Genomic DNA, 25,196 nt, shown 5'->3' with positions numbered 1-25,196 from the left:
GAGGACGATGACGGCGTGGCGACAGCAGGGGGAGCTCTGGCGGCTGGAGCCCACGGGCCGGCCCCGGGGGCTGATCGAGTTCATCGGCGGCAGCTACCTGGCGGCCTCCCCCCAGCTGAGCTACCGCCGCTGTCTCGAGGCCCTTGCAGCCCGGGGCTGGCGCATCCACGCCTGGAGCTACGTGCCCGGCTTCGACCACCAGGCCCAGGCCAACGCCGCCTGGCGGCTGTTCCGCCAGCAGCGGGAACGGGAGCTGGAGCCGCTGGCCCCCGACGGGGCCGCCTCCCCCCTGATCCGGCTGGGCCACAGCCTCGGTTGCAAGCTGCATCTGCTCGCCCCCGACGGCGGCCGCCGCTGCGATGGCCTGGTGGCGCTCAGCTTCAACAACTTCTCGGCCGAGCGGTCGATCCCCTTCCTGGCGGAGCTGGGCCAGCAGTTCCGCTTCCGCAGCGAGTTCAGCCCCTCCCCGGAGGACACCCTGCGGCAGATCGGCAGCAGCTACAGCCAGCCCCGCAACCTGGTGGTGCGCTTCAGCCGCGACACCATCGACCAGAGCGGCCGCCTGATCGGCGTGCTGCAGGCCAGGGCCGGTGATGCCTCCACCCTGCTGGAGCTGCCGGGGGACCACCTCACCCCGGCCAGCGGCGGCCTGCGCAAGCAGTTCCTGGGGGAGTGGGCCGATGATCCGGCCCGCCAGCGGTCCATGGAGCGGCTGGCGGAGCAGATCAGCGCCTGGTCCGGGACGGCCTGAGGCCACCCGGCCAGGCCAGGGCGCTCACACCCTCAGGGCATCGAGCACCGAACGGTCCTCCAGGGTGGAGGTGTCGCCGCTGACGTCCTCCCCCGCCGCCAGGGACCGCAGGATGCGGCGCATGATCTTGCCGCTGCGGGTCTTGGGCAGGGCATCGGTGAAGCGGATCACGTCCGGCCGGGCGATCGGACCGATCTCCAGCCCCACGTGGCGGCGCAGCTCGGCCTCCAGGGCCGCATCGCCGTCCACCCCCACATCCAGGGTGACGAAGGCGACGATCCCCTCCCCCTTGAGCTCGTCGGGCCGGCCCACCACGGCCGCCTCCGCCACCGAGGGGTGGCTCACCAGGGCCGATTCGATCTCCATCGTGCCCAGCCGGTGGCCGGAGACGTTGATCACGTCATCGACCCGGCCCATCACCCAGAAATAGCCGTCGGCGTCGCGGCGGGCGCCGTCGCCGGCGAAGTAGAGCCAGCTGCCGTCGGCGGGGCGGATGTGCTCCCAGTAGCTGCGCCGGAAACGCTCCGGGTCGCCGTGGACGGTGCGCATCATGCCCGGCCAGGGCCGCCGCACCGCCAGATAGCCCCCCTGCCCCGTCGGCACGCTGTTGCCCTCCAGATCCACCACGTCGGCGGCGATGCCGGGCAGGGGCAGGGTGGCGGAGCCGGGCTTGGTGGGGGTGGCCCCGGGCAGGGGGCTGATCATCACCCCACCGGTCTCCGTCTGCCACCAGGTGTCCACCACGGGGCAGCGGTCGCCGCCGATCACATCCCGATACCACATCCAGGCTTCGGGATTGATCGGCTCACCGACGGTGCCCAGGATCCGCAGGCTGCCCATGTCGTACTGGTCGGGCACCGCGCGGCCGCTCTTCATGAAGGCGCGGATGGCGGTGGGGGCGGTGTAGAAGATCGTCACCCGGTGCTTCTCGATCACTTCCCAGAAGGCCCCGGGCCTGGAGGGGCGCGGCGCCCCCTCGTACATCAGCGTGGTGGCGCCGTTGGAGAGGGGCCCGTAGACGATGTAGCTGTGGCCGGTGATCCAGCCGACGTCGGCGGTGCACCAGTGGATGTCGTCCTCACGGATGTCGAAGATCCACTGAAAGGTGAGGTGGGCCCAGAGGTTGTAGCCGGCGGTGGTGTGCACCACCCCCTTGGGCTTGCCGGTGGAGCCGGAGGTGTAGAGCACGAACAGCCGGTCCTCGCTGGCCATGGGCTCGGCCTGGCAGTCGGCGCTCTGGCCGTCCACCAGCTCGTGCCACCAGACATCGCGGCCGGTCTCGAAGCCGGTGGCCTCGCCGGTGCGTCGCACCACCAGCACGTGCTCGACGCTGGGGCACCCCTCCGCCAGGGCCTGGTCCACGGCGGGCTTGAGCGCCACCGCCTTGTCCTTGCGGAAGCCACCGTCGGCGGTGATCACCAGCTTCACCTGGCCGTCGATCAGGCGGTCGCGCAGGGCCTCGGCCGAGAAACCGCCGAACACCACCGAGTGGGGGGCACCGATGCGGGCGCAGGCCAGCATGGCGATGGCCGCCTCCGGCACCATCGGCATGTAGAGGGCCACCAGATCGCCCTTGCCGACGCCGAGGGCCTTGAGGGCGTTGGCGGCGCGGCAGACCTCGGCGTGCAGCTCGCGGTAGGTGAAGGAGCGGCCGTCGCCCGGCTCCCCCTCCCAGATCAGGGCCGTCTTGTCGGCGCGGGGGCCGTCCAGATGGCGATCCAGGCAGTTGTAGGAAAGATTCGTTGTGCCCCCCTCGAACCAGCGGGCGAACGGGGGGTTGCTCCAGTCCAGCACCGTGTCGAAGGGCTCGAACCAGTGCAGCTCCCGGCGGGCCGCCTCGCCCCAGAAGCCGTCCGGATCGGCCGCGGCTTGCGCCGCCAGGGCGTCGTAGGCCGCCATCGAGCCGATGCGGGCCTCGGCGGCCAGCGCCGGCGGCGGGGCGAACTGCCGCTCTTCCTGGAGCACCGACTCGATGGTGGGCGAGGAGTCCTGGGTCATGGCAAGGCCTGCCGGGCAGGCTGGGGCATGGTGCATTCAACCGCAGCCGGGCCACGCTGGAGGACTCCGCCCCCCTCCCATGCCCGCCTGGCTGACGATCCTGCTGGTGATGGGCCTGGTGATCGCCGTCCTCACCCCGAGCCGCCAGCAGTTCGCCTGGTTCCTGCGGCTGCGGCGCCCCCGCTGGCTCACCTTCGAGCGCTGGATCCCGCTGATCTGGTCACTGATCTACCTCTGCTTCTACGCCTCGGCCCTGCTGCGCTGGAGAGCCGGGGGGGCGGCGGCGCCGCTGGCCATGGCCGCCTACCTGGTGCTGCTCGTCCTGGTGCAGAGCTACACGCTGCTGATCTGCCGCACGCGCCGAGTGGCCTGGGGAACGGCGGCGGGCCTGGCCGGCTGGATCTGGGGGCTGGCCCTGACCCTGGCGACGCTGACCATTTCCCCGACAGCCGCGCTGCTGCTGGTTCCGTTCCTGCTCTGGAGCCCGATCGGCACGTTCGTCACCTGGCGGATGCAGCGGCTGAACCGCTGAACACGGGGCGTTCAGGAGCGCCTGGCCGGGCGATCAGGGCTGCTCATCCCTGCTTGGCAAGATCGGCCGGCGGCGTTAGCCAGGGAACGACCCCACGGGACTGGAGCGGAAGGCCATGGAGGAGCAGCCGATCACGCCCCATGCCGGCCCGACGCTCGACGCCGACGGCAACCTCACCTACGTGGGGGACGACGGTCGCCGCTACGTGGTGGGTCTGCCGCCGGACATCGATGAGGACAACGTCGAGAAGGTGATGACCCTGCTGCGGGGCGGCACGGCCCTGTTCCAGCAGATCGAGGGGCTCTGCCAGCGCTGGATCAGCGAGGTGAGCGGCAGCGAACTCGATGAGCGGGCCGCCCTGGTGCTGCTGCTCACCACCCTGGAGACCGCCCTGGAGGATCGCTACCCCGAGACCGATCCGTCCTGATGCAGGCTGGTGGGATGCCCCAGCGACCCGCCGCCTGCCTGTTCGATCTCGACGGTCTGCTGCTGGACACCGAGCCCGCCCATGCCCAGGCCTGGCAGGCGGCGGCCAGCCGCTTCGGCCGGCCCCTCGATGACGCCGAACTGCTCAGCCTGCGCGGCCGCCGACGCCGCGACTGCGCCGGCCAGGTGCGCCAGTGGATCTCCGCCGCGGGCGGGCCCCGCCTGAGCGAGGAGGAGCTGCTGGCGGTGCGCCAGCCCATCGCCGAGGCCCTGCTGGCCTCCGCCCCGGCCATGCCCGGTGCCGAGGCCCTGGTGCGGCGCTGCCGGGCCCTGGGCATCCCGATGGCGCTGGCCACCAGCAGTGCCCTCCCGGCGGTGGCGATCAAGGTGGCCCCCCACCCCTGGATGGACCTGATCGACGTCAGGGTCCATGGCGACGATCCGGAACTGGGGGACGGCAAGCCCGCCCCGGATGCCTTCCTGCTGGCGGCCCGGCGCCTCGGTGTGGCAGCGACCGCCTGCTGGGCGTTCGAGGACTCCAGCGCCGGTGTGGCCGCCGCCCTGGGGGCCGGCTGCCGGGTGCACGTGCTGCCGCCGCCGGGGGTGAGCTGCCGGGCCTATCCCGAGGGGGTCATCTGCCTGAACTCGCTGGAGGAGGTCCGGCTGGATCCCTAGAGCCGGATCAGTAGAGGCGGCTGAGGACGAATTCCGGCAGGGCCCGCAGGGCGCTGCGGGGCTCGGAGGGGGGCAGCCACTCGATCGCCTCGTGGGCCTCCCGGGCGAAGCCTTCGGCCAGGGCCCGGGAACGGCCGATGGCCTCGCAGCCGCGCACCATCGCCAGGGCCTGGTCGAGGTCGCCGGCCTCGCAGAATTCGCGCTCGATCAGCCCCGCCAGGGCGGGCCGCTCCTCGAGCGCATAGAGCACCGGAGCGGTGAGGTAGCCGGAGGCCAGGTCGCTGGCGGCGGGCTTGCCGAGCTGCTGGTCGCTGGCGGTGAAATCGAGGATGTCGTCGACCACCTGGAAGGCCAGGCCCAGCTGGCGCCCGAAGCGGTAGAGGGCATCCAGGCGCGGCTCGCTCAGGCCGGTGAGCACCCCGGCCGCCCGGGCGCTGTTGGCAATCAGGGAGGCGGTCTTGCAGTAGCTCTTCTCGAGGTAGGTCTCGAAGCTCTGGCCCGTGTCGTAGCGGAACAGGCCCTGGCGCACCTCACCATCGGCGAGGTCCATGATCACGCGCGAGAGCAGCTTGACGACATCGAGGTCGTCGAGGTTGGCGAGGTGCCAGCTGGCCTGGGCGAAGAGGAAATCACCGGCCAGCACCGCCACGCGGTGATTGAAGCGGCTGTGCACCGTGGCCACCCCCCGGCGGGTGGCTGCCCCGTCGACCACGTCGTCGTGGACGAGGGAGGCGGTGTGGATCATCTCGGTGATCTCCGCCAGCCGCCGGTGGCGGGGGCTGAGCCCACCGTCGGGAGCGATGGCCCGAGACAGCAGCAGCACGATGCCCGGCCGCAGCCGCTTGCCGCCGGCCGCGAACAGGTGCTCGGCGGCCGCCTGCAGAATCGGATGGCCGGCGCCGATCAGGCTGCGCAGGTCGGCCAGCAGGGCATCGAGGTCGGACTCCACCGGCTGGAGCAACTCTGCAACCGTCGCCACGTCACCTCCACGATGAAAGGATCCTAGGGGCCGTGCCTCAATAGGCGCGGGTGGGCGACTGGAGGCTGACGCTGCGCACCGCCGGCCGGCTGCCAAGCCAGGCGGCGGCCGCGCTGGCAAAGGCGTCGGCGGGGCCGGTGACACAGAAGCGGGTGCGCTGCAGGGGCGGCCGCACCGACTCCCCCGCCTGGTCCACCTCGGGGGAATCCCCCAGGCTGGCCAGCAGCGGTCCGAGGCGCTGGGCGGCCGCCAGGGCCGGGTCCACCAGCTGCACATCGGGGGGCAGCAGCTCGGCCAGCAGCGCCCGCAGCAGCGGGTAGTGGGTGCAGCCGAGCACGATCGTGTCCACGTTCGCCGCCAGCAGCGGGGCCAGGTAGCCGGTGGCGGCGGCCCGCAGCTCCGGAGCCTGCAGGTCGCCCGCCTCGATCAGGGGCACGAAGGCGGGGCAGCCCACCTCCAGCACCCGGGCCGAGGGGCGGCAGGCCTGGATCGAGCGCCGGTAGGCACCGCTGGCGGCGGTGGCCGGGGTGGCCAGCACCCCGACGTGATCGCTGGTCAGCTCGCTGGCCAGGCTGTCGATCAGCCCCACCACCGGCACGCCCGCTTCCGCCACCGCCACGTCGAGGGCCAGGGCGTTGGAGGTGTTGCAGGCCATCACCAGCACCCCCACCCCCTGGAGCCGCAGCCAGTGCACCACCTCCGAGGCGATCGCGCGGATCTCCTCCTTCGAGCGCTGACCGTAGGGGACCCGGGCCGTGTCGCCCAGGTAGAGGCAGGGGGAGTGGGGGTAGAGGGCATGGACCTGGCGCAGCACCGTGAGGCCCCCCAGGCCGCTGTCGAACAGGCCGACGAGGAGGCTCAAGAGGCCCCCTGGAGAAAATCGAGGATGCCGGCGCTGATCGCCACGGCCATCCGGCGCCGGAACCCGGGATCGGCCAGGCGCGGGGCGTCGATGCGTCCGGTGACGAAGCCCATCTCCGCGAGGGCCGCCGGCATCACCGTGCGGCGGATCACGAAGAACCGCCCCGGTCGGGCGCCCCGGTCGGGCGTGCCCGGCGAGATCGCCATGATCCGGGACTGGATCGCCTGGGCCAGCCGCTGGGAGCTGCCCGACTGGAAATAGAACGTCTCGACGCCGTTCACATCGGGGCGGGCCATGCTCAGGGCGTTGGCATGGATGCTGACGAACACGTCGGCATTGCTGCTGTTGGCCAGCGACACCCGCGGCGGCAGGTCGACGTCCACTTCCGACGTGCGGGTCAGGAGCACCTGCACCCCCCGGGCCTGGAGCAGCTGGGCCACCTGCAGGCTCACGTCCAGCACCACATCGGTCTCCCGCAATCCGCCGATCCCCACGGCCCCCGGATCGGGGCCGCCGTGGCCGGGGTCGATCACCACCCGGAAGCGGCCCCGGGGCACCACCGGCAGCCCGTCAGGGGAGATGGGGCGGCCGGAGGTGGCCCGGCCGCTGCTGCCGAAGCCGGAGGGGCGGGAGGCGGTCCAGCTGGAGGTGGGCGCCTCCATGTCGCCCTCGCCGACGTTGCGGGTGAAGCCGCTCAGGGGCAGGCCGGTGAGGGAGAGGCGCCAGCGGTCACGGGATGTGCCCACCAGGCGCAGCTGACGGGGATCAAGGCGGGTGCCGGGCCTGAATTCCAGCACCAGCCGGGTGGTGCCGGGATCGGGCCGGCCGATGCGCACCTCCCGCACCAGGCCGCCGACGGGGACCGAGCGGCTGCGCTGGGGGGCACCCGGCAGATCCACCCACACCCGGGGCCCGGTGACGCCGGTTCCCTCCTCGTAGAAGGCCTGCAACCGCACCCCCGGGGAGGTGCGCAGCTCCAGCACCCCCTCCCGGCTCAGGCGCCAGGCGGACAGGGCACTCGCCGCCCTGGCCGGAAGGGCCCCGAGCACCAGGGGCAGGGTCAGCAACCAGGCGAATCGCGCCGCACGCACTCCCATCACCACTCAGAACAACGCCGGATGGCGGTGCTGGAGGCTCGGCATCTGGGCACGGACCCTGGCCTCGTGGGCCATGTCGACCGGGGCCATCGCCAGGCCCGGCTCCACGCCGGCATCCGCCATCACGGTGCCCCAGGGGTCGATCACCAGGGCATGGCCGTGGGTCTGGCGGCGGCCGTAGTGGAGGCCCGTCTGGGCGGGGGCGAGCACGTAGGCGGTGTTCTCGATGGCCCGGGCCTGGAGCAGCACCTGCCAGTGGTCCTTGCCGGTGTAGGCGGTGAAGGCCGCCGGGATCATCAGCAGCTGGGCCCCGGAACCGGCCAGCTGGCGGTAGAGCTCGGGGAAGCGCACGTCGTAACAGATCGAGAGGCCGACCCGGCACAGGCCCGGCACGTCGACCACCGGCGGCGGCTCGTGGCCGGGCTGCACCGTGGCCGACTCCCGGTAGGTGATGCCGTCCGGCAGGTCCACATCGAAGAGGTGGATCTTGTCGTAGCGGGCCAGGAGCTGACCCTCCCGCCCCACCAGCTCGGCGCGGTTGAAGGTCTGGCCCTCGCCGGCCGGCACCGGGAAGCCGCCCCCCAGCAGGGTGACCTGGTAGCGGCGCGCCATCGTGACCAGGAAGCGGCTGCAGCGCTCGGCCAGGATCGGTGCCAGCTCCAGCCGGCGGGCGTCATCGCCCATGAAGGCGAAGTTCTCCGGCAGGCCGACCAGGTCGGCGCCGCGGCGGGCGGCCAGCTCGATCAGCTCCTCGGCCGCCGAGAAATTGGCGTCCGGGTCCGGCGTGCTGGTGAGTTGCAGGGCCGCCGCCAGAAAACTGCTCACCGCCGGACCGCTCCAAGACCGGCGAATCGTAAGGGACCCGCCAAGGGGGGCAAGGAGAGGTTCAGCTTGCCCTCAGCACCCCGGGTTCGGCCTGGATCGGCACGATCTCGAGGCTGTCGACGGCGGCGCAGCAGGCGAAGTCGGCGTCGTGGTTGCCCAGCCCGATCAGGCGCTGGCCATGGCTGGCGCTGCGCAGGCAGGTCTCGGTGTCATGGCGCCACTGCTGCCAGAGGGCGAGGGCCGCCAGCATCTCGTCGTTGGCGCAGCGGACCCCCATGTGGGGCGCCACCGCCTGCTCGATGGCCGCCGAGGCCACCGCCCCCGCCGCCAGGCTGTCCTCGAGGGAGTAATCCCCCTCCCAGCCGCTGCCCACGATCCAGACCCGCAGGGCCTGGCGTTCGATCAGCCGCCGGGCCACGGCGGTGCGGTTGGGCAGGCAGGCGGTGAGCAGCAGGGGCACGTCCCGGACCCGGTCGAGGGAGCGGGTGCCATTGGTGGTGCTGAGGAAGATGCGCTTGCTCTCCACCCGCTCCCGGGTCACCGCCAGGGGGGAGTTGCCCAGGTCATAGCCCTCCACCCGCTTGCCGCCGCGTTCACCGGCCCGCAGTCGCCGGGCCGCCGGCCAGTCGGCGGCGGCGGCTTCGAGGCTGCCGAGGTCGGCGAAGGCCTGGATCGCCTCGGCCCCGTTCTCCAGGGCCCAGGCGATCGTGGTGGTGGCCCGCAGCACGTCGATGACGACGGCGGCGTCCGGGCCGTCCTCTTCGGGGGGCAGCAGGGGGGGAACCGCTTCGGAGGTGTGGAAATAGGAGAGCAGCACGGAACGCGATCGTCACGGGGGTGCGTCACAGTAGGCAGCAGCTCGACGGCGCAGGACGACGTGGCGGGGGTGGTGGCAGACGGGATCGGCAAAGCCCTGGGGCGGCAGCGCAATCTGCGCGATTTCATGGGCCTGCTGGAAAGGCGCGGCCAGCTGCGGCGCATCACGGCGCCGGTGGATCCGGACCTGGAACTGGCGGCGATCGCCGACCGGGTGCTGGCCATGGGCGGGCCGGCCCTGCTGTTCGAGAACGTCATCGGCTCCCCCATGCCGGTGGCGGTGAACCTGATGGGCACCGTGGAACGGGTGCTCTGGAGCATGGGCATGGAGCGGCCCGAGGAGCTCGAGGCCCTCGGGGAGAAGCTGGCCCTGCTGCAGCAGCCCCGGCCCCCCAAGGGCCTCAAGGAGGTGATGAAGTTCGGCGGGGTGTTCTGGGACCTGGTGCGGGCCCGGCCCGACCTCGACCTCACCCCCCCCTGCCACCAGCAGGTGCTGAAGGGCGAGCAGGTGAACCTCGATCAGCTGCCCCTGCTGCGCCCCTGGCCGGGGGACGCGGGCGGGGTGATCACCCTCGGGCTGGTGATCACCAAGGACCCGGAGACCGGGGTCCCGAACGTCGGCGTCTACCGGCTGCAGCGCCAGTCGATCAACACGGCCACCGTCCACTGGCTGAGCGTGCGGGGCGGGGCCCGGCACCTGCGCAAGGCGGCGGCCCTGGGCCGCAAGCTCGAGGTGGCGGTGGCGATCGGCGTCCATCCGCTGCTGGTGATGGCGGCGGCCACGCCGATTCCGGTGCAGCTGAGCGAATGGCTGTTCGCCGGCCTCTACGCCGGCGAGGGGGTGCGGCTGGCCCGCTGCAAGACCCTCGATCTGGAGGTGCCCTCCCACAGCGAGGTGGTGCTGGAGGGCACGATCACGCCCGGGGAGGTGCTCCCGGACGGCCCCTGCGGCGACCACATGGGCTTCTACGGCGGCGAGGAGGACTCGCCCCTGGTGCGCTTCCACTGCGTCACCCAGCGCCGTGACCCCATCTTCCTGACCACCTTCAGCGGCCGCCCGCCGAAGGAGGAGGCGATGCTGGCGATCGCCCTGAACCGCATCTACACGCCGATCCTGCGCCAGCAGATCCCGGAGATCGTCGATTTCTTCCTGCCGATGGAGGGCCTCAGCTACAAGCTGGCGGTGATCGCCATCGACAAGGCCTATCCGGGCCAGGCCAAGCGGGCGGCCATGGCCTTCTGGAGCGCCCTGCCCCAGTTCACCTACACCAAGTTCGTGGTGGTGGTCGACAAGTCGATCGCGATCCGCGACCCGCGCCAGGTGATCTGGGCGATCAGCGCCCAGGTGGATCCCCAGCGGGACCTGTTCGTGCTGGAGGACACCCCCTTCGACTCGCTCGACTTCGCCAGCGAGCGGCTGGGGCTGGGCGGCCGGCTCGCCATCGACGCCACCACCAAGATCGGCCCGGAGAAACGGCACGACTGGGGCCAGGCACTGGGCCGGGATGCCGCCCTGGAGGCCCGGGTCGATGGCCGCTGGAGCGAGCTGGGCCTCGATGATCTGGGCCATGGCGAGCCCGATCCCGCCCTGTTCGGCTACACCCTGGAGCACGTGCTGGAGCGCCTCGCGGCCGGCCGCTGATGCTGCGCCGCAGCGGCATCTACGCCCTCAAGGCCCTGCTGGAGCTGGCCCTGGACCCACCGCGCTGGCAGTCGGTGAGCGCCCTGGCCGAGGCCCAGGACCTGCCCGGCCCGATGCTGGAGCAGCTGATGCTCAAACTGCGCCGGGCCGCCCTGGTGGAGGCCCGTCGGGGCCGGCAGGGGGGCTACCGGCTGCGGCGTCCGCCCGCGGAGGTGCCCCTGGCGGCGATCCTGGCGGCGGTGGAGGCCCCGGCCGGCAGCCTGATCGCCCTGGGTGAAGGGGAGGAGGACCCCCGCCCCAGCGACCGGGTGACCCGGGTGCTCAACCGCCGGCTGGTGCAGGCCCTGGAGCGGGAACTGGACCAGCTCACCCTGGAGGACCTGCTCTTCGACCTGCGCAGTGCCAGGGCCGCCTTCAGTGAATCGGGTGGCCTGCTGCTGGGCTGAGGCCGGCCACACCGATGAACATGACGGCTAGGTCCTGGTCGAAGCCCACCTGGAAACCGCCGGTGCGGCGGTAGTGGATCAGCCGGCCGAGGGTGCGCAGCGGACCGCGGCCGAACAGGTCCATGCCCCGCATCGTGATGGCGCTGAAGCCGCTGGCCTCCAGCCAGCGCCGCAGCTCCGCCGGGGGCACGAACCGCCGCCAGTCGTGGACGCCGGCAGGGATCAGCCGCAACAGCGTCTCCAGCAGCCAGATCATGGTGAGCCTGGAGCGGAAGGTGCGGTTGATGGTGTCGAAGCAGACCGTTCCTCCGGGGGTGAGCACCCTGGCGATCTCGGCGATCACCGCCTCGGGCCGATCCACGTGCTCCAGCACATCGACGCAGACCACCACATCAAAGCTGCCGGCGGCGAAGGGGAGCTCTTCGGCGATACCCACCTGATAGGCGATCTCCAGACCCGAGGTGGCCGCATGGCTGCGGGCCGCCGCGATGCAGGGGGCGGAGCGGTCGATGCCCGTGACAAGGGCGCCCCGACGGGCCAGGAATTCGCAGGTGTAGCCACCGCCGCAACCCACATCCAGAACCCTCAGATTCCGCCAGTCGGAAACGAACTGATCGAAGAAGAGAAAGCGAAGCGGATTGAGTTGGCTGAGGGGAAAGATCGTCGCCGACTCTTCCCACCAGCAGGCCGCCTGCTGATCGTAGAATGCAAGATTGTTGCGCAGCAAGGTGACGGCAAGGTCGGTCTCGATCATTATCCCGACCCTCAACGAAGCCGGCCATCTTGGGCGCACCCTGCAGCAGCTGGAGGTCCTCGATCCGGCGGCCGCCGAAGTGATCGTGGTGGATGGCGGCAGCACCGACGCCACCCTGGCCAGGGCCCACGTGCACGGCTGCCGCGTGATCCGTTCGCGACGGCCGGGACGGGCGGTGCAGATGAACCAAGGGGCGGCGGCGGCACGCGGCGAGATCCTCTGCTTCCTCCATGCCGACACCCTGGTGCCCTCGGATCTGGTGCAACTGGTGAACGCCACCCTGGCCGACCCGACCATCAGCGGCGGCGGCTTCCTGGCCCTGATGCGGGGCGGTGACCGCACCCGCTGGGGCGTGAGCCTGCACAACGCCCTCAAGACCCACTACGCGGCCCTGCTGTTCCGGCCCCACCGCTATCTGCTGAACGGCTTTCGGGTCCTGTTCGGCGACCAGGCGATGTTCTGCCGCCGCAGCGACTTCGTGCGCTGCGGCGGCTTCGACGAGCGCCTGCCGATCATGGAGGACGCCGATCTCTGCATCCGGCTGGGAGGGCTGGGCCGCATCCGGCAGCTCAACCGGGTGGTGGAGACCTCCGACCGTCGGGTGGCGCGCTGGGGCTCCTGGAAAGCCACCGGCATTTACCTGGCGATCGGCCTGCTCTGGGGCCTGGGGGTGCCGGCAGCGCGGCTGAAGGGCATTTACGGCGAGATCCGGGATTGAGGCTCAGCGTCTGGCGGCCGGTGACTGACGCTCAGCCGTTGAGGGCCCAGTCGTAGGGGAGCCAGGCGATGCGGACATCGGCCGGCAGATCCAGGTCCGGCCGGTGGCGGCCCACGTAGGCGGCGATCGAGGGGGCCTCCGCCAGGAAGTCCCGGCGATACCACTGGAAGATCCGGCTGCAGTGCAGGGTGCGGCGGGCCGGTTCGAAGCGCAGCTTCAGCGGGTTTCCCAGGAACCGGCGGGCGTCCTCTTCCAGCTGCGCCGCGATCCGCTCGGGGCGATAGGCCTCCGGCCGCAGCAGGGGGCAGCCCCTGGCGGCGCAGACCAGGGCGAAATGGAGGCGGGGGTCAGCGAAGCGGGGCCGCAGCAGGCCGTGCTCGATCCGATCGAGGCTGAGGGACTGCCCCTGCAGGGTGATCACCGGCCGGGAGAAGAAGGCCAGGAACGCCGGCCAGTTGGGCACCCCGGCGACGCTGGGGCGGATCGAGGCCAGCGGCAAGCGGGCCAGCACCTGGCGGATCACCAGGGCGTTGTAGAGGTTGATCCAGAGGGCGAACGCCTCGGGCCCGGCGCCGGGATCCGGATCGAAGGGGCGCTGCGCCGCCAGCCAGCCCTCCAGCTCCTCCGCGCCCTGCCGTTGCCAGGCGGCGTAGTCCACCCGGCCCTCCCCATCGACATGGCGGCGCAGCAGGCCATCCCAGACGGCGACGTCGATCATGGGGTGACCCGTTCGGGCCCCATCGTTCCACGGCCTTGCCCGGGGGCTGGTGATCCGCACCCGAACGGCCAGGGAGAGGATTCCTAGGCTGAAGCGATGGCTCCCGCCCCCTCCCTCCCTGATCCCACCGGCCCCCTGCTGGAGGAGATCCTGGTGCCGCTGCTGCAGGACTACGCCGAGTCCTTCGATCGCGGCCTTCTGCTGCTCGACCACTGCCCGGAGACGGTGCTGTCCCTGGCCGACCAGCACCAGCTGCGGGTACGGCTCGACGAAGCGCGCCGGTCCCTGGCGGCGGCGCGGGCCCTGCGGGCCGCCGCCCCCAGCCCCATGGGCCTGGCCATGGAGACGATCACCCCCTGGCACCGGCTGGTGGTCGAGGTCTGGAGCCTGTCGGCCAGGCTGCGGGCCGTCGGCATCCGCCCCTGACTGAGGGCCCTGGCTGAGGACCCTGGCCGTGGGCCCTGAACCGGCCGCTCCATAGGATCGCTCCAGTTGGCGCCTCCGCTGTTGTCCTCCTCCGTGAGCGTCGATGTCAGCGCAGCCGCGTTGCCGGAGCAACTGCTGCTGCGCGCCGGCGGCAGCCTGCGGGGCCACGTGACGGTGCCCGGCGACAAATCGATCTCCCACCGCTCGCTCCTGTTCGGGGCCATCGCCGAGGGCACCACCCGCATCGAGGGGCTGCTGCCCGCCGAGGACCCCCTGAGCACCGCCGCCTGCCTGCGGGCCATGGGCGTCACGGTCTCGCCCATCGCTGACGGCCAGGTGGTGACCGTCGAGGGGGTGGGCCTGGACGGGCTGCGGGAGCCCGCCGACGTGCTCGACTGCGGTAATTCCGGCACCACCATGCGGCTGATGCTGGGATTGCTGGCCGGCCGGGCGGGGCGCCACTTCGTGCTCACAGGCGATGCCTCCCTGCGCTCGAGGCCGATGCGCCGGGTGGGAGCCCCCCTGGCCCAGATGGGCGCCCGGATCCAGGGGCGCGAGGACGGCAACCTGGCCCCCCTGGCGGTGCTGGGGCAGACCCTGCACGGCAGCGTCATCGGCACGCCGGTGGCCTCGGCCCAGGTCAAGAGCGCCCTGCTCCTGGCCGCCCTGACGGCGAACGGGCCCACCACCGTGATCGAGCCGGCCCCCACCCGCGACCACAGCGAGCGGATGCTGCGGGCCTTCGGCGCCGACCTGGAGGTGGATGGCGACGGGGGACGGTTCATCACCGTGCGACCCGGACCCGCCCTGCAAGGCCAGACCGTGGTGGTGCCCGGCGACATCAGCTCCGCCGCGTTCTGGCTGGTGGCGGCGGCGATCACCCCGGGGGCCGAGCTCACGGTCGAGAACGTGGGGCTCAACCCCAGCCGCACCGGCATTCTCGATGTGCTGGCCGAGATGGGCGCCCGGATCACGGTGCTCAACAGCCGTGACGTGGCCGGCGAGCCGGTGGGGGATCTGCACGTCCAGCACGGTCCGCTGCGGGCCTTCCGCATCGAGGAGCCGATGATCCCCCGCCTGGTGGATGAGATCCCCGTGCTGGCGGTGGCGGCCTGCTGCGCCGAAGGGGTGAGCCGCATCAGCGGCGCTGCGGAACTGCGGGTGAAGGAGACCGACCGCCTGGCGGTGATGGCCCGCCAGCTGACGGCGATGGGGGCCCGGCTCGAGGAGCACGCCGATGGCCTCAGCATCGAAGGCCCCACGCCGCTGCACGGGGCGGAGGTGGACAGCGAGACGGATCACCGGGTGGCGATGAGCCTGGCGGTGGCCTCCCTGGTGGCCCGGGGCGACACCCGCCTGGGGCGGGCGGAGGCGGCCGCCGTCTCCTACCCCGGTTTCTGGGATGACCTGGCCCGCCTGCGGCACTGAGTCGGCAGAGCCGGAACCGGGGCCCGAGCTGCTGCCCCGGCGGGGGCGCGACGGCAGCTTCAGCCTCTACAGCCGCGACTGCGACGAGGGCTTCCACAGTGCCGCCGGAGCCCTGCGCGAGGCCAACGAGAAGTTCGTGGTCCCGGCGGCGCTGGAGCGCTTCGCCCCGGGCCGGGAGCTGGTGGTGGCGGAGGTGGCCGTCGGCACCGGCACCAACACCGCCGCCCTGCTCGCCGCCGCCACCGCCGCCGGCCTGGAACTGGACTGGTGGGGCCTGGACCTGGACCAGCGGCCCCTGGCCCTGGCCCTGGCGGACGCCGGCTTCCGGGGCCAGTGGCCCGCCGCGGTGATCGGCCGGCTGGAGGAGCTCAGCGGCGGCGACCGCCTGCGGCTTGGCGATGCCCGCCACCGGCTGCCGGAGCTGCTGGACACGCTGGCGGGTCGCTGCGACCTGGTGCTGCTGGATGCCTTCTCCCCGCTGCGCTGCCCCCAGCTCTGGAGCGTGGAGTTCCTGGGGCGGCTGGTGCGACTGCTGCGGCCCGACGGCCGGCTGCTCACCTACAGCTCCGCAGCGGCGGTGCACCGCACTCTGCAGGATCTGGGCCTGCAGCTGGGAGCGATCCGGCCGTCCGCCGACGAGCCGGAACGCTGGAGCGCCGGGACGGCGGCCAGCCTCACCCCCCTGGCCCCCCATCCATCCCTGCGCCCCCTGGAGCCGTTCGAACGGGAGCACCTGGCCAGCCGCGCCGGCGTGCCCTACCGGGACCCCACCGGCACCGACACCACCGCCGAGATCCTGGCCCGGCGCCGCCGGGAACAGGAGCGGAGCGACGCCCCGCCGGCCCGGCTGCCGCGGCGCCCGGGCGCCGGCGGACTGGGCCGCACCGAAGGGCACCGGTAGATTCCGGCGCAGTCACCCCGCCGCCGCCGATGCTCGCCGTTGCCGTTCTGGCCGCCGGGAAAGGGACCCGCATGAAGAGTGCCCTGCCGAAGGTGCTCCAGCCCCTGGCCGGCGCCACCCTGGTGGAGCGGGTGCTGGGCAGCTGCCACCGGCTCGCCCCCGACCGCCAGCTGCTGGTGGTGGGCCACCAGGCCGATCGGGTGGAGCGCACCCTCGCCGGCATCGAGGGCCTGGAGTTCGTGCTGCAACAGCCCCAGAACGGCACAGGCCATGCGGTGCAGCAGCTGCTCGGGCCACTGGAAGGCTTCGAGGGCGAGCTGCTGGTGCTCAACGGCGACGTGCCGCTGCTGCGGCCGGAGACCCTGGAATCCCTGCTCTCCACCCATCGCACCAGTGGCGCCGCGGTGACCCTGCTCACCGCCCGGCTGGCGGACCCCAGCGGCTACGGCCGGGTCTTCGCCGATGCGGCGGGCCAGGTGAGCGGCATCGTGGAGCACCGCGACTGCAATGCCGAGCAGCTCGCCAACACCCTCACCAATGCGGGGATCTACTGCTTCGACTGGGCCCGCCTGGCCACCGTGCTGCCCAGCCTGAGCACCGACAACGACCAGGGGGAGCTCTATCTCACGGACACCGTGGCCCTGCTGCGGCCCGCCATGCACATGGAGGTGGGCGACCCGGACGAGGTGGCCGGCATCAACGACCGCCAGCAGCTGGCCCACTGCGAGGCGGTGCTGCAGGACCGGCTGCGCCGCCACTGGATGGCGGAGGGGGTGAGCTTCACCGATCCCGCCAGCTGCACCCTGTCCGAGCACACCCGCTTCGGCCGCGACGTGCTGGTGGAGCCCCAGTGCCACTTCCGTGGGGCCAGCAGCATCGGCGACGGCTGCCGCATCGGCCCCGGCTGCCTGATCGAGAACAGCCAGCTGGGCTCCGGGGTGGAGGTGATCCATTCGGTGCTGCGCGACAGCCACGTGGAACCCGGCTGCGCGATCGGCCCCTTCGCCCAGCTGCGGGCCGGCAGCCACCTGGGCGCCGACTGCCGCATCGGCAACTTCGTGGAGGTGAAGAACAGCCGGCTGGGGGAGGGCTGCAAGGCCAACCACCTCAGCTACCTGGGCGATGCCGACCTGGGCGCCGAAGTGAATATCGGGGCAGGCACGATCACCGCCAACTTCGACGGGGTGCGCAAGCACCGCACCGTGATCGGCAGCGGCAGCAAGACCGGGGCCAATTCGGTGCTGGTGGCGCCGATCACCCTCGGGGCGGGGGTGACGGTGGGGGCCGGCTCCACCCTCACCAAGGACGTGCCCGCCGGGGCCCTGGCCCTGGGCCGGGCCCGCCAGCTGGTGAAGGAGAACTGGACCCCGCTGGCGCCGCGCCAGCAGCAGGGCGTGGCGGGCTGAATCGAGAATTTCAGGCCTAATCTTGGCCCCAAAATCACCTCGCAGCCATGGCCGTCAACCCCGTCATCTGGTTCGAGCTCTACGTCGACGACATGGCCCGGGCCCGGGCCTTCTACGAAGCCGTGTTCGAGGTCACCCTGGAATCCATGGGTGATACGGGCATGGAGTACTACGCCTTCCCGATGCAGGACGACAAGGTGGGGGCCGGCGGGGCCCTGGCCAAGATGGAGGGCATGGCCCCGGGCGGTGGTGGTGGCACCTTGATCTATTTCCACTGCGACGACTGCGCCGTGGAGGAGAGCCGGGTGGCGGGCGCCGGCGGCACCGTGATCAAGCCGAAGATGTCGATCGGCGCCTACGGCTTCATGAGCCTGGTGCTCGACACCGAAGGCAACACGATCGGGCTCCACTCCCAGGCGTGAGCGCCACGGCCCCGGCACCGCGCTTCCGCTGGTGGCACGGCGCCGCGATCCTGGTGGCCGCCAATGCCGTCAGCTTCTGGCCGGCGGGGGTGCTGGGTGACGCCGCCTTCTACACCAGCTTCCGCCTGCCCCCCTACGCCCCGCCGGACTGGCTGTTCGCGCCCCTGTGGCTGGTGCTGAACATCACCTCCCTGGTGGCCCTGGCGCGGGTGGCCAACCTCCATACGGAGGACGGTGCTGGCAGGCTCCAGGGGGACACGGCCGGCCGGCGCCGGGGGCTGGTGCTGGTCTCGGAAGCGGTGGGCTGGCTGCTGTTCGCCGTGTTCACCACGTTTTTCTTCTGGCTGCACAGCCCGGTGCTGGCGGCGGCGGACACGGTGGCGGGCCTGCTGGTGGCGGTGGTGAGCGTGGCGGCGGCGGCGTCCCTCGATCGGCCCGCCGCCGGCCTGATCGGCCTGCGGCTGCTGTGGCTGCTGCTGGCCAGTGCCGTGGCGGTGAGCGTGGCCCTGCACAACCCCGACCCGTTCCTGTCAGCCGCCCCGGCGCCAGGTGTGGAAGCGCTCCAGTAGGGCCAGGGTGCGCTGGGGGGCGTGGGCCTTCTTCCAGCTTCCGGCGACGTACTTGTTGGCTTCGGCCAGGGTGGGATAGGCGTGCATCGTGCCCAGCACCTTGCCCAGGCCCAGGTTCCAGCGCATCGCCAGCACGAATTCGGCCAGCAGCTCCCCGGCCTGCTCGGCCACGATCGTCACCCCCAGGATCCGGTCCCGGCCGGGAACCGTGAGCACTTTCACGAAGCCGGTCTCGGCCGATTCGACGATGGCCCGATCCAGCTCGGCCAGGGGGAATCGGGTGACCTCGAAGGCCACGCCCCGGGCGGTGGCCTCGGTTTCGTTGAGCCCCACCCGGGCCACCTCCGGGTCGGTGAAGGTGGTGCGCGGGATGACGCGGCCGTCGACGGCGAAGCGCACCGGATCGAACAGCCCGTTCACGGCCGCATACCAGGCCTGGTGGGCCGCCGTGTGGGTGAACTGCCAGGGACCGGCGGCGTCGCCGGCGGCATGGATGTTGGGGTACAGGGTCTGGAGATAGGCGTCGGTGTCGATGGTGCGGCCAGTGGGGATGCCCAGGGCCTCGAGGCCGTGGCCCTCCAGCCGGGCCTGGCGGCCCACGGCGCAGAGCAGCTCGTCGGCCACCAGGCTCAGGGAGGCGCCACCCACCGCCACCTGCACCTGCACACCACCCGAGGCGGCGGGTCCCACCCGCTCCACCCGGCAACCGGTGTGGACCCGCACCCCGTCACGCTCCAGCACCTCGCGCAGCAGCGCCCCCACCTCGGGATCTTCCCGGGGTAGCAGGCGGTCGTTGCGCTGCAGCAGGGTCACCGGCAGGCCCAGCTGGGCCAGGGCCTGGGCCAGTTCGCAGCCCACCGGGCCGCCCCCCAGCACCACCAGGCTGGGTTTCGGGGAGGGGTGCTCGGCCAGGGCGTCCCAGAGGGTCTCGCTGGTGAGCACCCGCACCGTGTCGATGCCCGGCAGGGCCGGGATCACCGGCGCGGCGCCGGTGGCCAGCACGATGGCGCGGGCCGTGAGCACGGTCTCGATGCCATCGGCGGCGGTGATCGCCACCGCCCAGGGGCTGATCAGGCGGGCCTGGCCAAGGCGCACGTCCACCCCGAGGGCGGTGTAGCGCTCGACGCTGTCGTGGGGGGCGACGGCCGCCACCTTCTGGCGCACCCGCTCCAGCACCCGGTGCAGCTCCACCAGGGGCTCCTGGGGGGTCAGGCCATAGCGGTCGGCGTGGCGCAGGCGAGCGGCGAGGCGGGCGGAGCTGATCAGGGCCTTGCTGGGAACGCAGCCGGTGTTGAGGCAGTCCCCGCCCATGCGGTCCCGCTCCACCAGGGTCACCTTCGCCCGCACGGTGGCGGCGATGTAGGCGGTGACCAGGCCCGCCGCCCCGGCACCGATCACGATCAGGTTGCGGTCGAAGTGGCGGGGGCGGGGCCAGGGGCGGTAGAGGCGCCAGAGCCGCCAGCGGCCCAGCAGCAGCTTCACGATCCACGGCAGCAGTCCCAGCAGGGCGAAGGAGGCCAGCAGGGCCGGCGAGAGGAGGCCGCTCAGGCTGGTGAGCTGGCCCAGCTGGGTGCCGGCATTCACGTACACGAGGGTGGCCGGCAGCATGCCCAGCTGGGAGACGAGCGCGAAGGGCAGCAGGGGCATGGGGGTGAGGCCCATCAGCAAGTTGACGAGCACAAAGGGAACCACCGGCACCAGCCGCAGGCTGAGCAGGTAGGCGGTGCCGTCGCGGCGGACGCCCTCCTCGATCGGCCCCAGGCGCTGGCCGAACCGGCGCCGCACCGGCTCCCGCAGCAGGGTGCGGGCCAGCAGGCAGGCCGCCGTGGCCCCCAGGGTGGAGCCGATCGACACCAGCACCGTGCCCTGGAGCAGGCCGAAGATGGCGCCCCCCGCCAGGGTGAGCACGGTGGCGCCGGGCAGGGACAGCCCCGTCACCAGCACGTAGACGACCACGAAGGCGACGGCGCTGGCCAGCGGAGCGGCCTGACGCCAGGCCAGCAGCTGCTCGCGGGAGGCCTGCAGCGCGGCGAGATCCAGCCGGTGCTGCCAGCCCTGGCTGAAGAAGAAGCCCACCCCAGCCAGCAACAGGGCGATCGCCAGGAGGCGCCCTATGGGTGCGCCGGTGGGCTTCTCCTTGGCTGGGGAGCTCATGGCTGGCCCTCTTGGGGCTCTAACGGTGGTGGGCGCTGGATCACCGGCGCCGCGGCGGCCAGGATCGCGGCCCGGTCGCCGTTCAGGGGGGGATAGATGCGCTGGCCGTTGATCAGCCGCTTGGTGCGCTTGGCCGCCTCCCCTGTCGCGACGACCCGGCGCTCCCAGCCTTCGGTGTACAGGGCCCCCCAGGGACCCAGATCGAGGATGGTGGTGTACCAGTCGATCCGCAGCGGCAACAGCGGCAGCCCCAGCAGATCGCAGACCGCGTTGTGGCCGGCGAACCGGCCCATGGGACGGCCGTGCTGACAGGACATGACCGTGGTGTGGCCGTCCTCCAGGGCGAGGCGTGCGCTGTCGCCGGCGGCGAACACACCGCTCAGCCCCTCGACCCGCAGATCGGCATCGACCGGCAGCCGGCCAAGGGCATCGGTGGGCACACCACAGACGGCGGTGAGCGGACTGGCACGCATCCCGGCACACCAGACCACCGTCCGGGTGGCGATGGCCTCACCGGAGTCGAAGCGGATCTCGCTGCCATCCAGGAAAACCACCCGCACACCGAGGCGGCACCCCACCCCCAGGGCCGCCAGGGCCTCCTCGATCACGGGCCGCGCCCCATCCCCCATGTCGGAGCCCACCCGGGGGTTGTGGTCCACCAGCACCACCCGCCCCGGCCCCGCCAGACCGGCACGCTCCCGGACGGCCTGGAGCCGGGCCGGCAGCTCGCAGGCGGCCTCGATCCCCGTCAGACCCGCTCCCACCACCACGGCCGTGAACCGACCGGGGCCGTCGGAGTGCTCCGTCAGGGCCTCCAGGTGCCCCGCCAGCCGGGAGGCGCCGCCGTAGGTGTCGACATCGAAGCCATGGGTGGCCAGGCCGGGGACCCGGGGCCGGCGCAGCTCACTGCCGAGGGCGAAGACCAGCCGGTCGTAGGCCAGCACCTGCGGACCGGCCGCGGTGTGCACGGCCACCGTCCGGCCCGTCGGATCGATGTCGCCGACCTCCCCCTCCAGCCAGCGGACGCCAGCGGGCGCGAGCACCGTCTCCAGGGGCACCCTCAGGGGCGCCAGATCGGGTTCGTAGTTGCGCACGCGGATGGCGTGGAAGGCGTCGCGGTTGACGAGCAGCACCTCAACGGCGTCGGGGCCGAGGCCGAGCTGATCGAGCTGGCGGGCGGCGGCCAGGGCACTCCAGAGCCCGGCAAAGCCACCTCCGAGCACCAGGATCCTCTGGGCTCCCATCAGGTCGTTCCGGCAAGGGGCGCAGGCGTCACCGGGAGCGGATCAACCGGAGCTCAGGCTATCGAGGGCCCGGGCCTGAAGGCGGGCGGCAAGAGACGTCTCCCGGGCGACCTGCCTCTGGTTGTGGCCCCGGCCGGAGGGTTGCCGCCCGGGTGCCGGGACGGTCGGGGGCTGCCGCTCCGTGGAGCCGGGGTAATGAGGGACTGGAAAGAGATGGATATGAGGCGCGTAATAATGAGAAGAGAAGGTAGCGCTCCTGCTGGAGATGTCAGGGGATGGTTTCCGTCTTCACCGGATCATTTCAGGTGCATAGGTTGAACAGGCTCAAACGAGAAGGACAGGACATTGAAGACACACTTTATCGTCACGATGCAGAATTTACGTCGACATCTGCATCGCTTTTTCAGTATCGGAACGGCATGGATCGTTGCGGCCGGGCTTCTTTTTCTCGCCCCCGTCTTCAACCCAGCCTCCGCCCTTGCCGATGACACGGGCAACTGGTATCTGGATGACGGCTCGGGGCACCAGCTGGGGGCCGTCCTGTTCGAGCGCTCGGACATCAACGCACCCTCCGGTCTGCGGCTGCGGCTGAACGCGGAAACGGCCGGGCTGAAGCTGGATCATGTCCGTCCCATGGTGATGAGCGACGGCGGCCAGCAGGCCTGGAGCCTCGACAACCGCAGCCAGGAACTTCTGGGCGCCGCCAACGGGGCCATCCCGGTGGGCTCCTCCCAGTACGACGCCGGCTGCCTCGATCCGATCCCTGCCGACGGCATGGCGATGCGGATCACCGTGCCCAGCTCCGCCGGTGACCTGACCTTCGCCCTGGCCCCCGGCCAGGTTCAGACCATCCACTCCCTGTCGCAAGCCTGCACCAACTAGGACCCCGGCGGTCCCACGGCCCTCTGCCCCGGTTCCCCTGCAAGGGGGGCACGGGGTACGGCCTGTTCAGGACTTGAGGGCGGCGCGGCAGATGCGGTGCGCCGCTTCCCGCCCCCCGAACAGGTTGCGGGCCGCGGGTCCCAGCTGCAGCGCGGAGAGTCCCCCCATGACGTGCACCCGGGTACCGGGCCAGCGCAGGTCGCCGCTGAGCACCGGCCAGTCCTCGACCAGCGCCAGGGGACGCTGTTGCTGCAGCTGGCGCAGCAACGGGTGGTGGCTCACCCCCAGGCTGTGGCCGGTGGCCAGCCAGAGGCGGTCGGCCCGGTGCTGGCTGCCATCGCGGCATTGCAGTTGCCACTGGCCCTGGCGCCACCGGGCCGAGGCGATCTGACAGCCCTCGTTCAGCTGCAGCGCTCCGGCGGCCTGCGCCTGATGCAGCCGGCAGGCCAGCTCGGGGGTGATCGAGCCGCCGTCGCGGGCCGCCAGAACCTGCTGACGGCGGCGGTGCCAGCAGGGTTCCGCCCGGAAGTCCTTGAGATACCGGGGCCCCAGCCAGCCCGGGTCGGCATCGAAGGGCTTGCGGCGCAGCGTCCGCCGGCAGAACAGGCTGACCCGGGCGCCCCGCCGGATGGCCCCCAGGGCCAGATGGGCGCTGGTCAGGCCGCCGCCGACGATCACCAGATGCTGCCCCGCCAGACCCCGGCAGGCGCCGAGGTCGAGGCTGTGGCTGTGCTGCAGGGCCGCCGCCGGGTAGGGGCCCTCGACGGCCCTGACCCACCCCGGCAGCACCGGCGCCTCGGCCCCTGTGGCGATGACCAGCCGCTGGGGGGCCAGAACCGAACCATCGCTCAGATCCAGCTCCAGGGCGTCGTCCCCGGCGGGAGCGAGCCGGATCCGCTCGACCGCCACGGCCTGCACCCGGTCAGCCAGCTGGAAGTCGGCCACGACGCTGCGGCAGAAATCGGCGAACAGCTCCGTGTGGGGAAGGCCGTAGGGACCCTCAAGCTCGGCCCCGCGCTGGCGCTCCTGGGCGAAACGGCGCAGGGCGTGGGGATTGGGATGGGGATGGTGGGGGGAGGGGGAGCGCAGCCATGGAATCTCGTAGCGGCGCATCTGGGTGTTCCAGCGCTCCAGCCAGGTGCCACTGGGGTCGAGCACCCGCAGCCGCCGGCGCCACTGGGGCCGCTTCTGCAGCAGCAGACAGCAGAGGGTGAGGGCCTGGGGACCGGACCCGGCGACCACCAGCTCAGCCACGGCGGTCGCGGGCGGCCCGCGCCAGCGGAGACAGGGGCCCCGGCGGGGAGGTCAGGCGGTGACGGGGAATGGTGGGATGGCACGGAATGACAACCATTCTCACACCCTTGCTCCCCGTGACGCCCCGCCCGGCGCGTCAGGCAGGGGCACAGGCGCGAATTCGGTGGCCGAGGCGACAGCTTCGGTGCGTAAGCGGCCTCAAGAATGAGAATGACTTTCATTCTTGACTTCATGGGCAGCACCGGCAGCGTCAGCGCCTGGGAAGAGGCTCTCCTCGTGGCGATGATCCAGTACCCCGTCCCCGTGATCAAAAGCCCCGCGGACATCCAGACCCAGGTGGATCAGATCTGCAAGGCGGTCGCCACCACCAAGGCCGGCTACCCCGATCTCGACCTGGTCGTGTTCCCTGAGTACTCCACCCAGGGACTGAACACCGCCATCTGGACCTACGACGAGATGCTGCTGCGCATCGACTCCCCCGAAATCGACCGCTTCCGCGAGGCCTGCCGGAACAACGACGTCTGGGGGGTCTTCTCGCTGATGGAGCAGAACGACGACCCCAGCCTGCCGCCCTTCAACACGGCCATCATCATCAATTCCCAGGGTGAGATTGCCCTGCACTACCGCAAACTGCAGCCCTGGGTGCCGATCGAACCCTGGTCGCCGGGCAACTACGGCATGCCGGTCTGCGAGGGCCCCAAGGGTTCCAGGCTGGCGGTCTGCATCTGCCATGACGGCATGTTCCCCGAACTGGCGCGGGAGGCCGCCTACAAGGGGGCCAATGTCTACATCCGCATCTCCGGCTATTCCACCCAGGTCAACGACCAGTGGATCTGGACCAACCGCACTAACGCCTGGCAGAACCTGATGTACACCATCTCGGTCAATCTGGCCGGGTATGACGGCGTCTTTTACTACTTCGGGGAAGGCACCGTCTGCAATTACGACGGCAACGTGCTGCAACAGGGCCACAGAAACCCGTGGGAGATCGTCACCGCCGAGCTGTTCCCCCGCCTGGTGGACAAGGCACGGGAGAACTGGGCTCTGGAGAACAACATCTTCAACCTGGGCTGCCGCGCCTATGTGGGCAAACCCGGTGGGGAGAAGGAGAACTACCTCACCTGGGTCAGGGATCTGGCCAACGGCTGCTACAAGCTCCCCTGGGACGAGAAGATCAGGATCCGGGACGGCTGGAAGTACTACCCGGAGGGCGTCAAGCTGGGGCCCATCAGCCAGGCCGGTCTGCCCGGCTGACGCGGCCCCGGTCGGCC

The 25,196-nt window shown here is 71.7% G+C and carries 26 protein-coding genes; 15 read left to right on the top strand and 11 right to left on the bottom strand.

Features of this window, described 5'->3' with window-relative positions; all coding sequences use genetic code 11:
- The first annotated feature begins 7 nt into the window (after positions 1–7).
- Positions 8–751: a DUF1350 family protein gene (locus tag KUG39_RS08400; protein ID WP_216914477.1), complete on the top strand. Its 744-nt coding sequence runs from the start codon at positions 8–10 to the stop codon at positions 749–751.
- 24 nt (positions 752–775) lie between these two features.
- Here KUG39_RS08400 and acs read toward each other — a convergent pair whose 3' ends face one another.
- A complete protein-coding gene (gene acs, locus KUG39_RS08395; protein ID WP_216914475.1) occupies positions 776–2,749 on the bottom strand; it encodes an acetate--CoA ligase in 1,974 nt (657 codons plus the stop codon).
- Positions 2,750–2,828: 79 nt separating this feature from the next.
- On the opposite strand from acs, the gene KUG39_RS08390 reads away from it, so the two are divergent.
- From KUG39_RS08390 to KUG39_RS08380, 3 genes are all read left to right on the top strand, one after another.
- Positions 2,829–3,281, top strand: a complete 453-nt coding sequence (locus tag KUG39_RS08390) for a TspO/MBR family protein (protein WP_216914473.1) — start codon at positions 2,829–2,831, stop codon at positions 3,279–3,281.
- A 115-nt stretch (positions 3,282–3,396) separates the two neighbouring features.
- Positions 3,397–3,708: a hypothetical protein gene (locus tag KUG39_RS08385; protein ID WP_094585905.1), complete on the top strand. Its 312-nt coding sequence runs from the start codon at positions 3,397–3,399 to the stop codon at positions 3,706–3,708.
- Between the two features lie 14 nt (positions 3,709–3,722).
- Positions 3,723–4,382 (top strand): HAD family hydrolase, encoded by a 660-nt coding sequence (locus KUG39_RS08380; protein ID WP_216914471.1) that lies wholly within the window; start codon positions 3,723–3,725, stop codon positions 4,380–4,382.
- Between the two features lie 7 nt (positions 4,383–4,389).
- On the opposite strand, the gene sds is transcribed toward KUG39_RS08380, so the two are convergent.
- The 5 genes from sds to KUG39_RS08355 form a co-directional block, all read right to left on the bottom strand.
- Positions 4,390–5,361, bottom strand: a complete 972-nt coding sequence (gene sds, locus KUG39_RS08375) for a solanesyl diphosphate synthase (protein WP_159817217.1) — start codon at positions 5,359–5,361, stop codon at positions 4,390–4,392.
- 37 nt (positions 5,362–5,398) lie between these two features.
- Entirely contained in the window at positions 5,399–6,223 is an 825-nt protein-coding gene (murI, locus tag KUG39_RS08370; protein WP_094585907.1) for a glutamate racemase, read from the bottom strand.
- Positions 6,220–7,320, bottom strand: a complete 1,101-nt coding sequence (locus KUG39_RS08365; RefSeq protein WP_216914469.1) for an N-acetylmuramoyl-L-alanine amidase — start codon at positions 7,318–7,320, stop codon at positions 6,220–6,222. The genes murI and KUG39_RS08365 overlap by 4 nt, the downstream gene beginning before the upstream one ends.
- Positions 7,321–7,326: 6 nt before the next feature.
- On the bottom strand, positions 7,327–8,145 hold the full coding sequence (locus tag KUG39_RS08360; protein WP_094585908.1) for a carbon-nitrogen hydrolase family protein: 819 nt from the start codon (positions 8,143–8,145) through the stop codon (positions 7,327–7,329).
- A 61-nt stretch (positions 8,146–8,206) separates the two neighbouring features.
- Complete coding sequence (locus KUG39_RS08355) at positions 8,207–8,962, bottom strand: 2-phosphosulfolactate phosphatase family protein (protein WP_094585909.1); 756 nt, start codon at positions 8,960–8,962, stop codon at positions 8,207–8,209.
- A 126-nt stretch (positions 8,963–9,088) separates the two neighbouring features.
- Between KUG39_RS08355 and KUG39_RS08350 the strand changes: the two genes are divergently transcribed.
- Positions 9,089–10,603, top strand: a complete 1,515-nt coding sequence (locus KUG39_RS08350; RefSeq protein ID WP_216914651.1) for a UbiD family decarboxylase — start codon at positions 9,089–9,091, stop codon at positions 10,601–10,603.
- Complete coding sequence (locus KUG39_RS08345) at positions 10,603–11,049, top strand: RrF2 family transcriptional regulator (RefSeq protein WP_094585910.1); 447 nt, start codon at positions 10,603–10,605, stop codon at positions 11,047–11,049. Before KUG39_RS08350 ends, KUG39_RS08345 begins: the two co-directional genes overlap by 1 nt.
- On the opposite strand, the gene ubiG is transcribed toward KUG39_RS08345, so the two are convergent.
- Positions 11,018–11,803 (bottom strand): bifunctional 2-polyprenyl-6-hydroxyphenol methylase/3-demethylubiquinol 3-O-methyltransferase UbiG, encoded by a 786-nt coding sequence (ubiG, locus tag KUG39_RS08340; RefSeq protein ID WP_286193059.1) that lies wholly within the window; start codon positions 11,801–11,803, stop codon positions 11,018–11,020. The genes KUG39_RS08345 and ubiG overlap by 32 nt on opposite strands.
- On the opposite strand from ubiG, the gene KUG39_RS08335 reads away from it, so the two are divergent.
- Positions 11,778–12,521 carry a TIGR04283 family arsenosugar biosynthesis glycosyltransferase gene (locus tag KUG39_RS08335; protein ID WP_216914467.1) on the top strand — a complete coding sequence of 248 codons (744 nt, stop codon included), beginning with the start codon at positions 11,778–11,780 and terminating at the stop codon, positions 12,519–12,521. The genes ubiG and KUG39_RS08335 overlap by 26 nt on opposite strands.
- Before the next feature lie 31 nt (positions 12,522–12,552).
- Here KUG39_RS08335 and KUG39_RS08330 read toward each other — a convergent pair whose 3' ends face one another.
- Complete coding sequence (locus tag KUG39_RS08330; RefSeq protein WP_094585913.1) at positions 12,553–13,239, bottom strand: DUF547 domain-containing protein; 687 nt, start codon at positions 13,237–13,239, stop codon at positions 12,553–12,555.
- A 96-nt stretch (positions 13,240–13,335) separates the two neighbouring features.
- On the opposite strand from KUG39_RS08330, the gene KUG39_RS08325 reads away from it, so the two are divergent.
- From KUG39_RS08325 to KUG39_RS08300, 6 genes are all read left to right on the top strand, one after another.
- Positions 13,336–13,665 carry a DUF2605 family protein gene (locus KUG39_RS08325; protein ID WP_094585914.1) on the top strand — a complete coding sequence of 110 codons (330 nt, stop codon included), beginning with the start codon at positions 13,336–13,338 and terminating at the stop codon, positions 13,663–13,665.
- A gap of 120 nt (positions 13,666–13,785) precedes the next feature.
- A complete protein-coding gene (gene aroA, locus KUG39_RS08320; RefSeq protein ID WP_216914647.1) occupies positions 13,786–15,093 on the top strand; it encodes a 3-phosphoshikimate 1-carboxyvinyltransferase in 1,308 nt (435 codons plus the stop codon).
- Complete coding sequence (locus KUG39_RS08315) at positions 15,068–15,994, top strand: MnmC family methyltransferase (protein ID WP_216914465.1); 927 nt, start codon at positions 15,068–15,070, stop codon at positions 15,992–15,994. Before aroA ends, KUG39_RS08315 begins: the two co-directional genes overlap by 26 nt.
- 29 nt (positions 15,995–16,023) lie before the next feature.
- A complete protein-coding gene (glmU, locus tag KUG39_RS08310) occupies positions 16,024–17,400 on the top strand; it encodes a bifunctional UDP-N-acetylglucosamine diphosphorylase/glucosamine-1-phosphate N-acetyltransferase GlmU (protein ID WP_216914463.1) in 1,377 nt (458 codons plus the stop codon).
- A 47-nt stretch (positions 17,401–17,447) separates the two neighbouring features.
- Positions 17,448–17,822, top strand: coding sequence for a VOC family protein (locus KUG39_RS08305; RefSeq protein WP_094585918.1), 375 nt, complete (start codon positions 17,448–17,450; stop codon positions 17,820–17,822).
- Positions 17,819–18,391, top strand: coding sequence for a tryptophan-rich sensory protein (locus KUG39_RS08300; protein WP_216914461.1), 573 nt, complete (start codon positions 17,819–17,821; stop codon positions 18,389–18,391). The genes KUG39_RS08305 and KUG39_RS08300 overlap by 4 nt, the downstream gene beginning before the upstream one ends.
- On the opposite strand, the gene KUG39_RS08295 is transcribed toward KUG39_RS08300, so the two are convergent.
- Positions 18,353–20,545: a dihydrolipoyl dehydrogenase family protein gene (locus tag KUG39_RS08295; protein ID WP_216914459.1), complete on the bottom strand. Its 2,193-nt coding sequence runs from the start codon at positions 20,543–20,545 to the stop codon at positions 18,353–18,355. The two genes, KUG39_RS08300 and KUG39_RS08295, sit on opposite strands and share 39 nt — an antisense overlap.
- Positions 20,542–21,789, bottom strand: a complete 1,248-nt coding sequence (locus tag KUG39_RS08290) for an NAD(P)/FAD-dependent oxidoreductase (RefSeq protein WP_216914457.1) — start codon at positions 21,787–21,789, stop codon at positions 20,542–20,544. The genes KUG39_RS08295 and KUG39_RS08290 overlap by 4 nt, the downstream gene beginning before the upstream one ends.
- Before the next feature lie 369 nt (positions 21,790–22,158).
- Here KUG39_RS08290 and KUG39_RS08285 point away from each other — a divergent pair, with 369 nt between their 5' ends.
- A complete protein-coding gene (locus KUG39_RS08285) occupies positions 22,159–22,671 on the top strand; it encodes a DUF3122 domain-containing protein (RefSeq protein WP_216914455.1) in 513 nt (170 codons plus the stop codon).
- Between the two features lie 66 nt (positions 22,672–22,737).
- Here the strand turns inward: KUG39_RS08285 and KUG39_RS08280 are convergent, their stop codons facing one another.
- Positions 22,738–23,925, bottom strand: coding sequence for an FAD/NAD(P)-binding protein (locus KUG39_RS08280; protein WP_216918283.1), 1,188 nt, complete (start codon positions 23,923–23,925; stop codon positions 22,738–22,740).
- 210 nt (positions 23,926–24,135) lie between these two features.
- Here KUG39_RS08280 and KUG39_RS08275 point away from each other — a divergent pair, with 210 nt between their 5' ends.
- Complete coding sequence (locus tag KUG39_RS08275; protein WP_286190914.1) at positions 24,136–25,179, top strand: formamidase; 1,044 nt, start codon at positions 24,136–24,138, stop codon at positions 25,177–25,179.
- Positions 25,180–25,196: the final 17 nt, after the last annotated feature.

The sequence above is a fragment of the Synechococcus sp. CCAP 1479/10 genome (assembly GCF_019038515.1).
Lineage (GTDB): Bacteria > Cyanobacteriota > Cyanobacteriia > PCC-6307 > Cyanobiaceae > Cyanobium.
The sequence above is the reverse complement of the archived record's forward strand: the minus strand, read 5'-3'. Positions and strand labels throughout refer to the sequence as shown.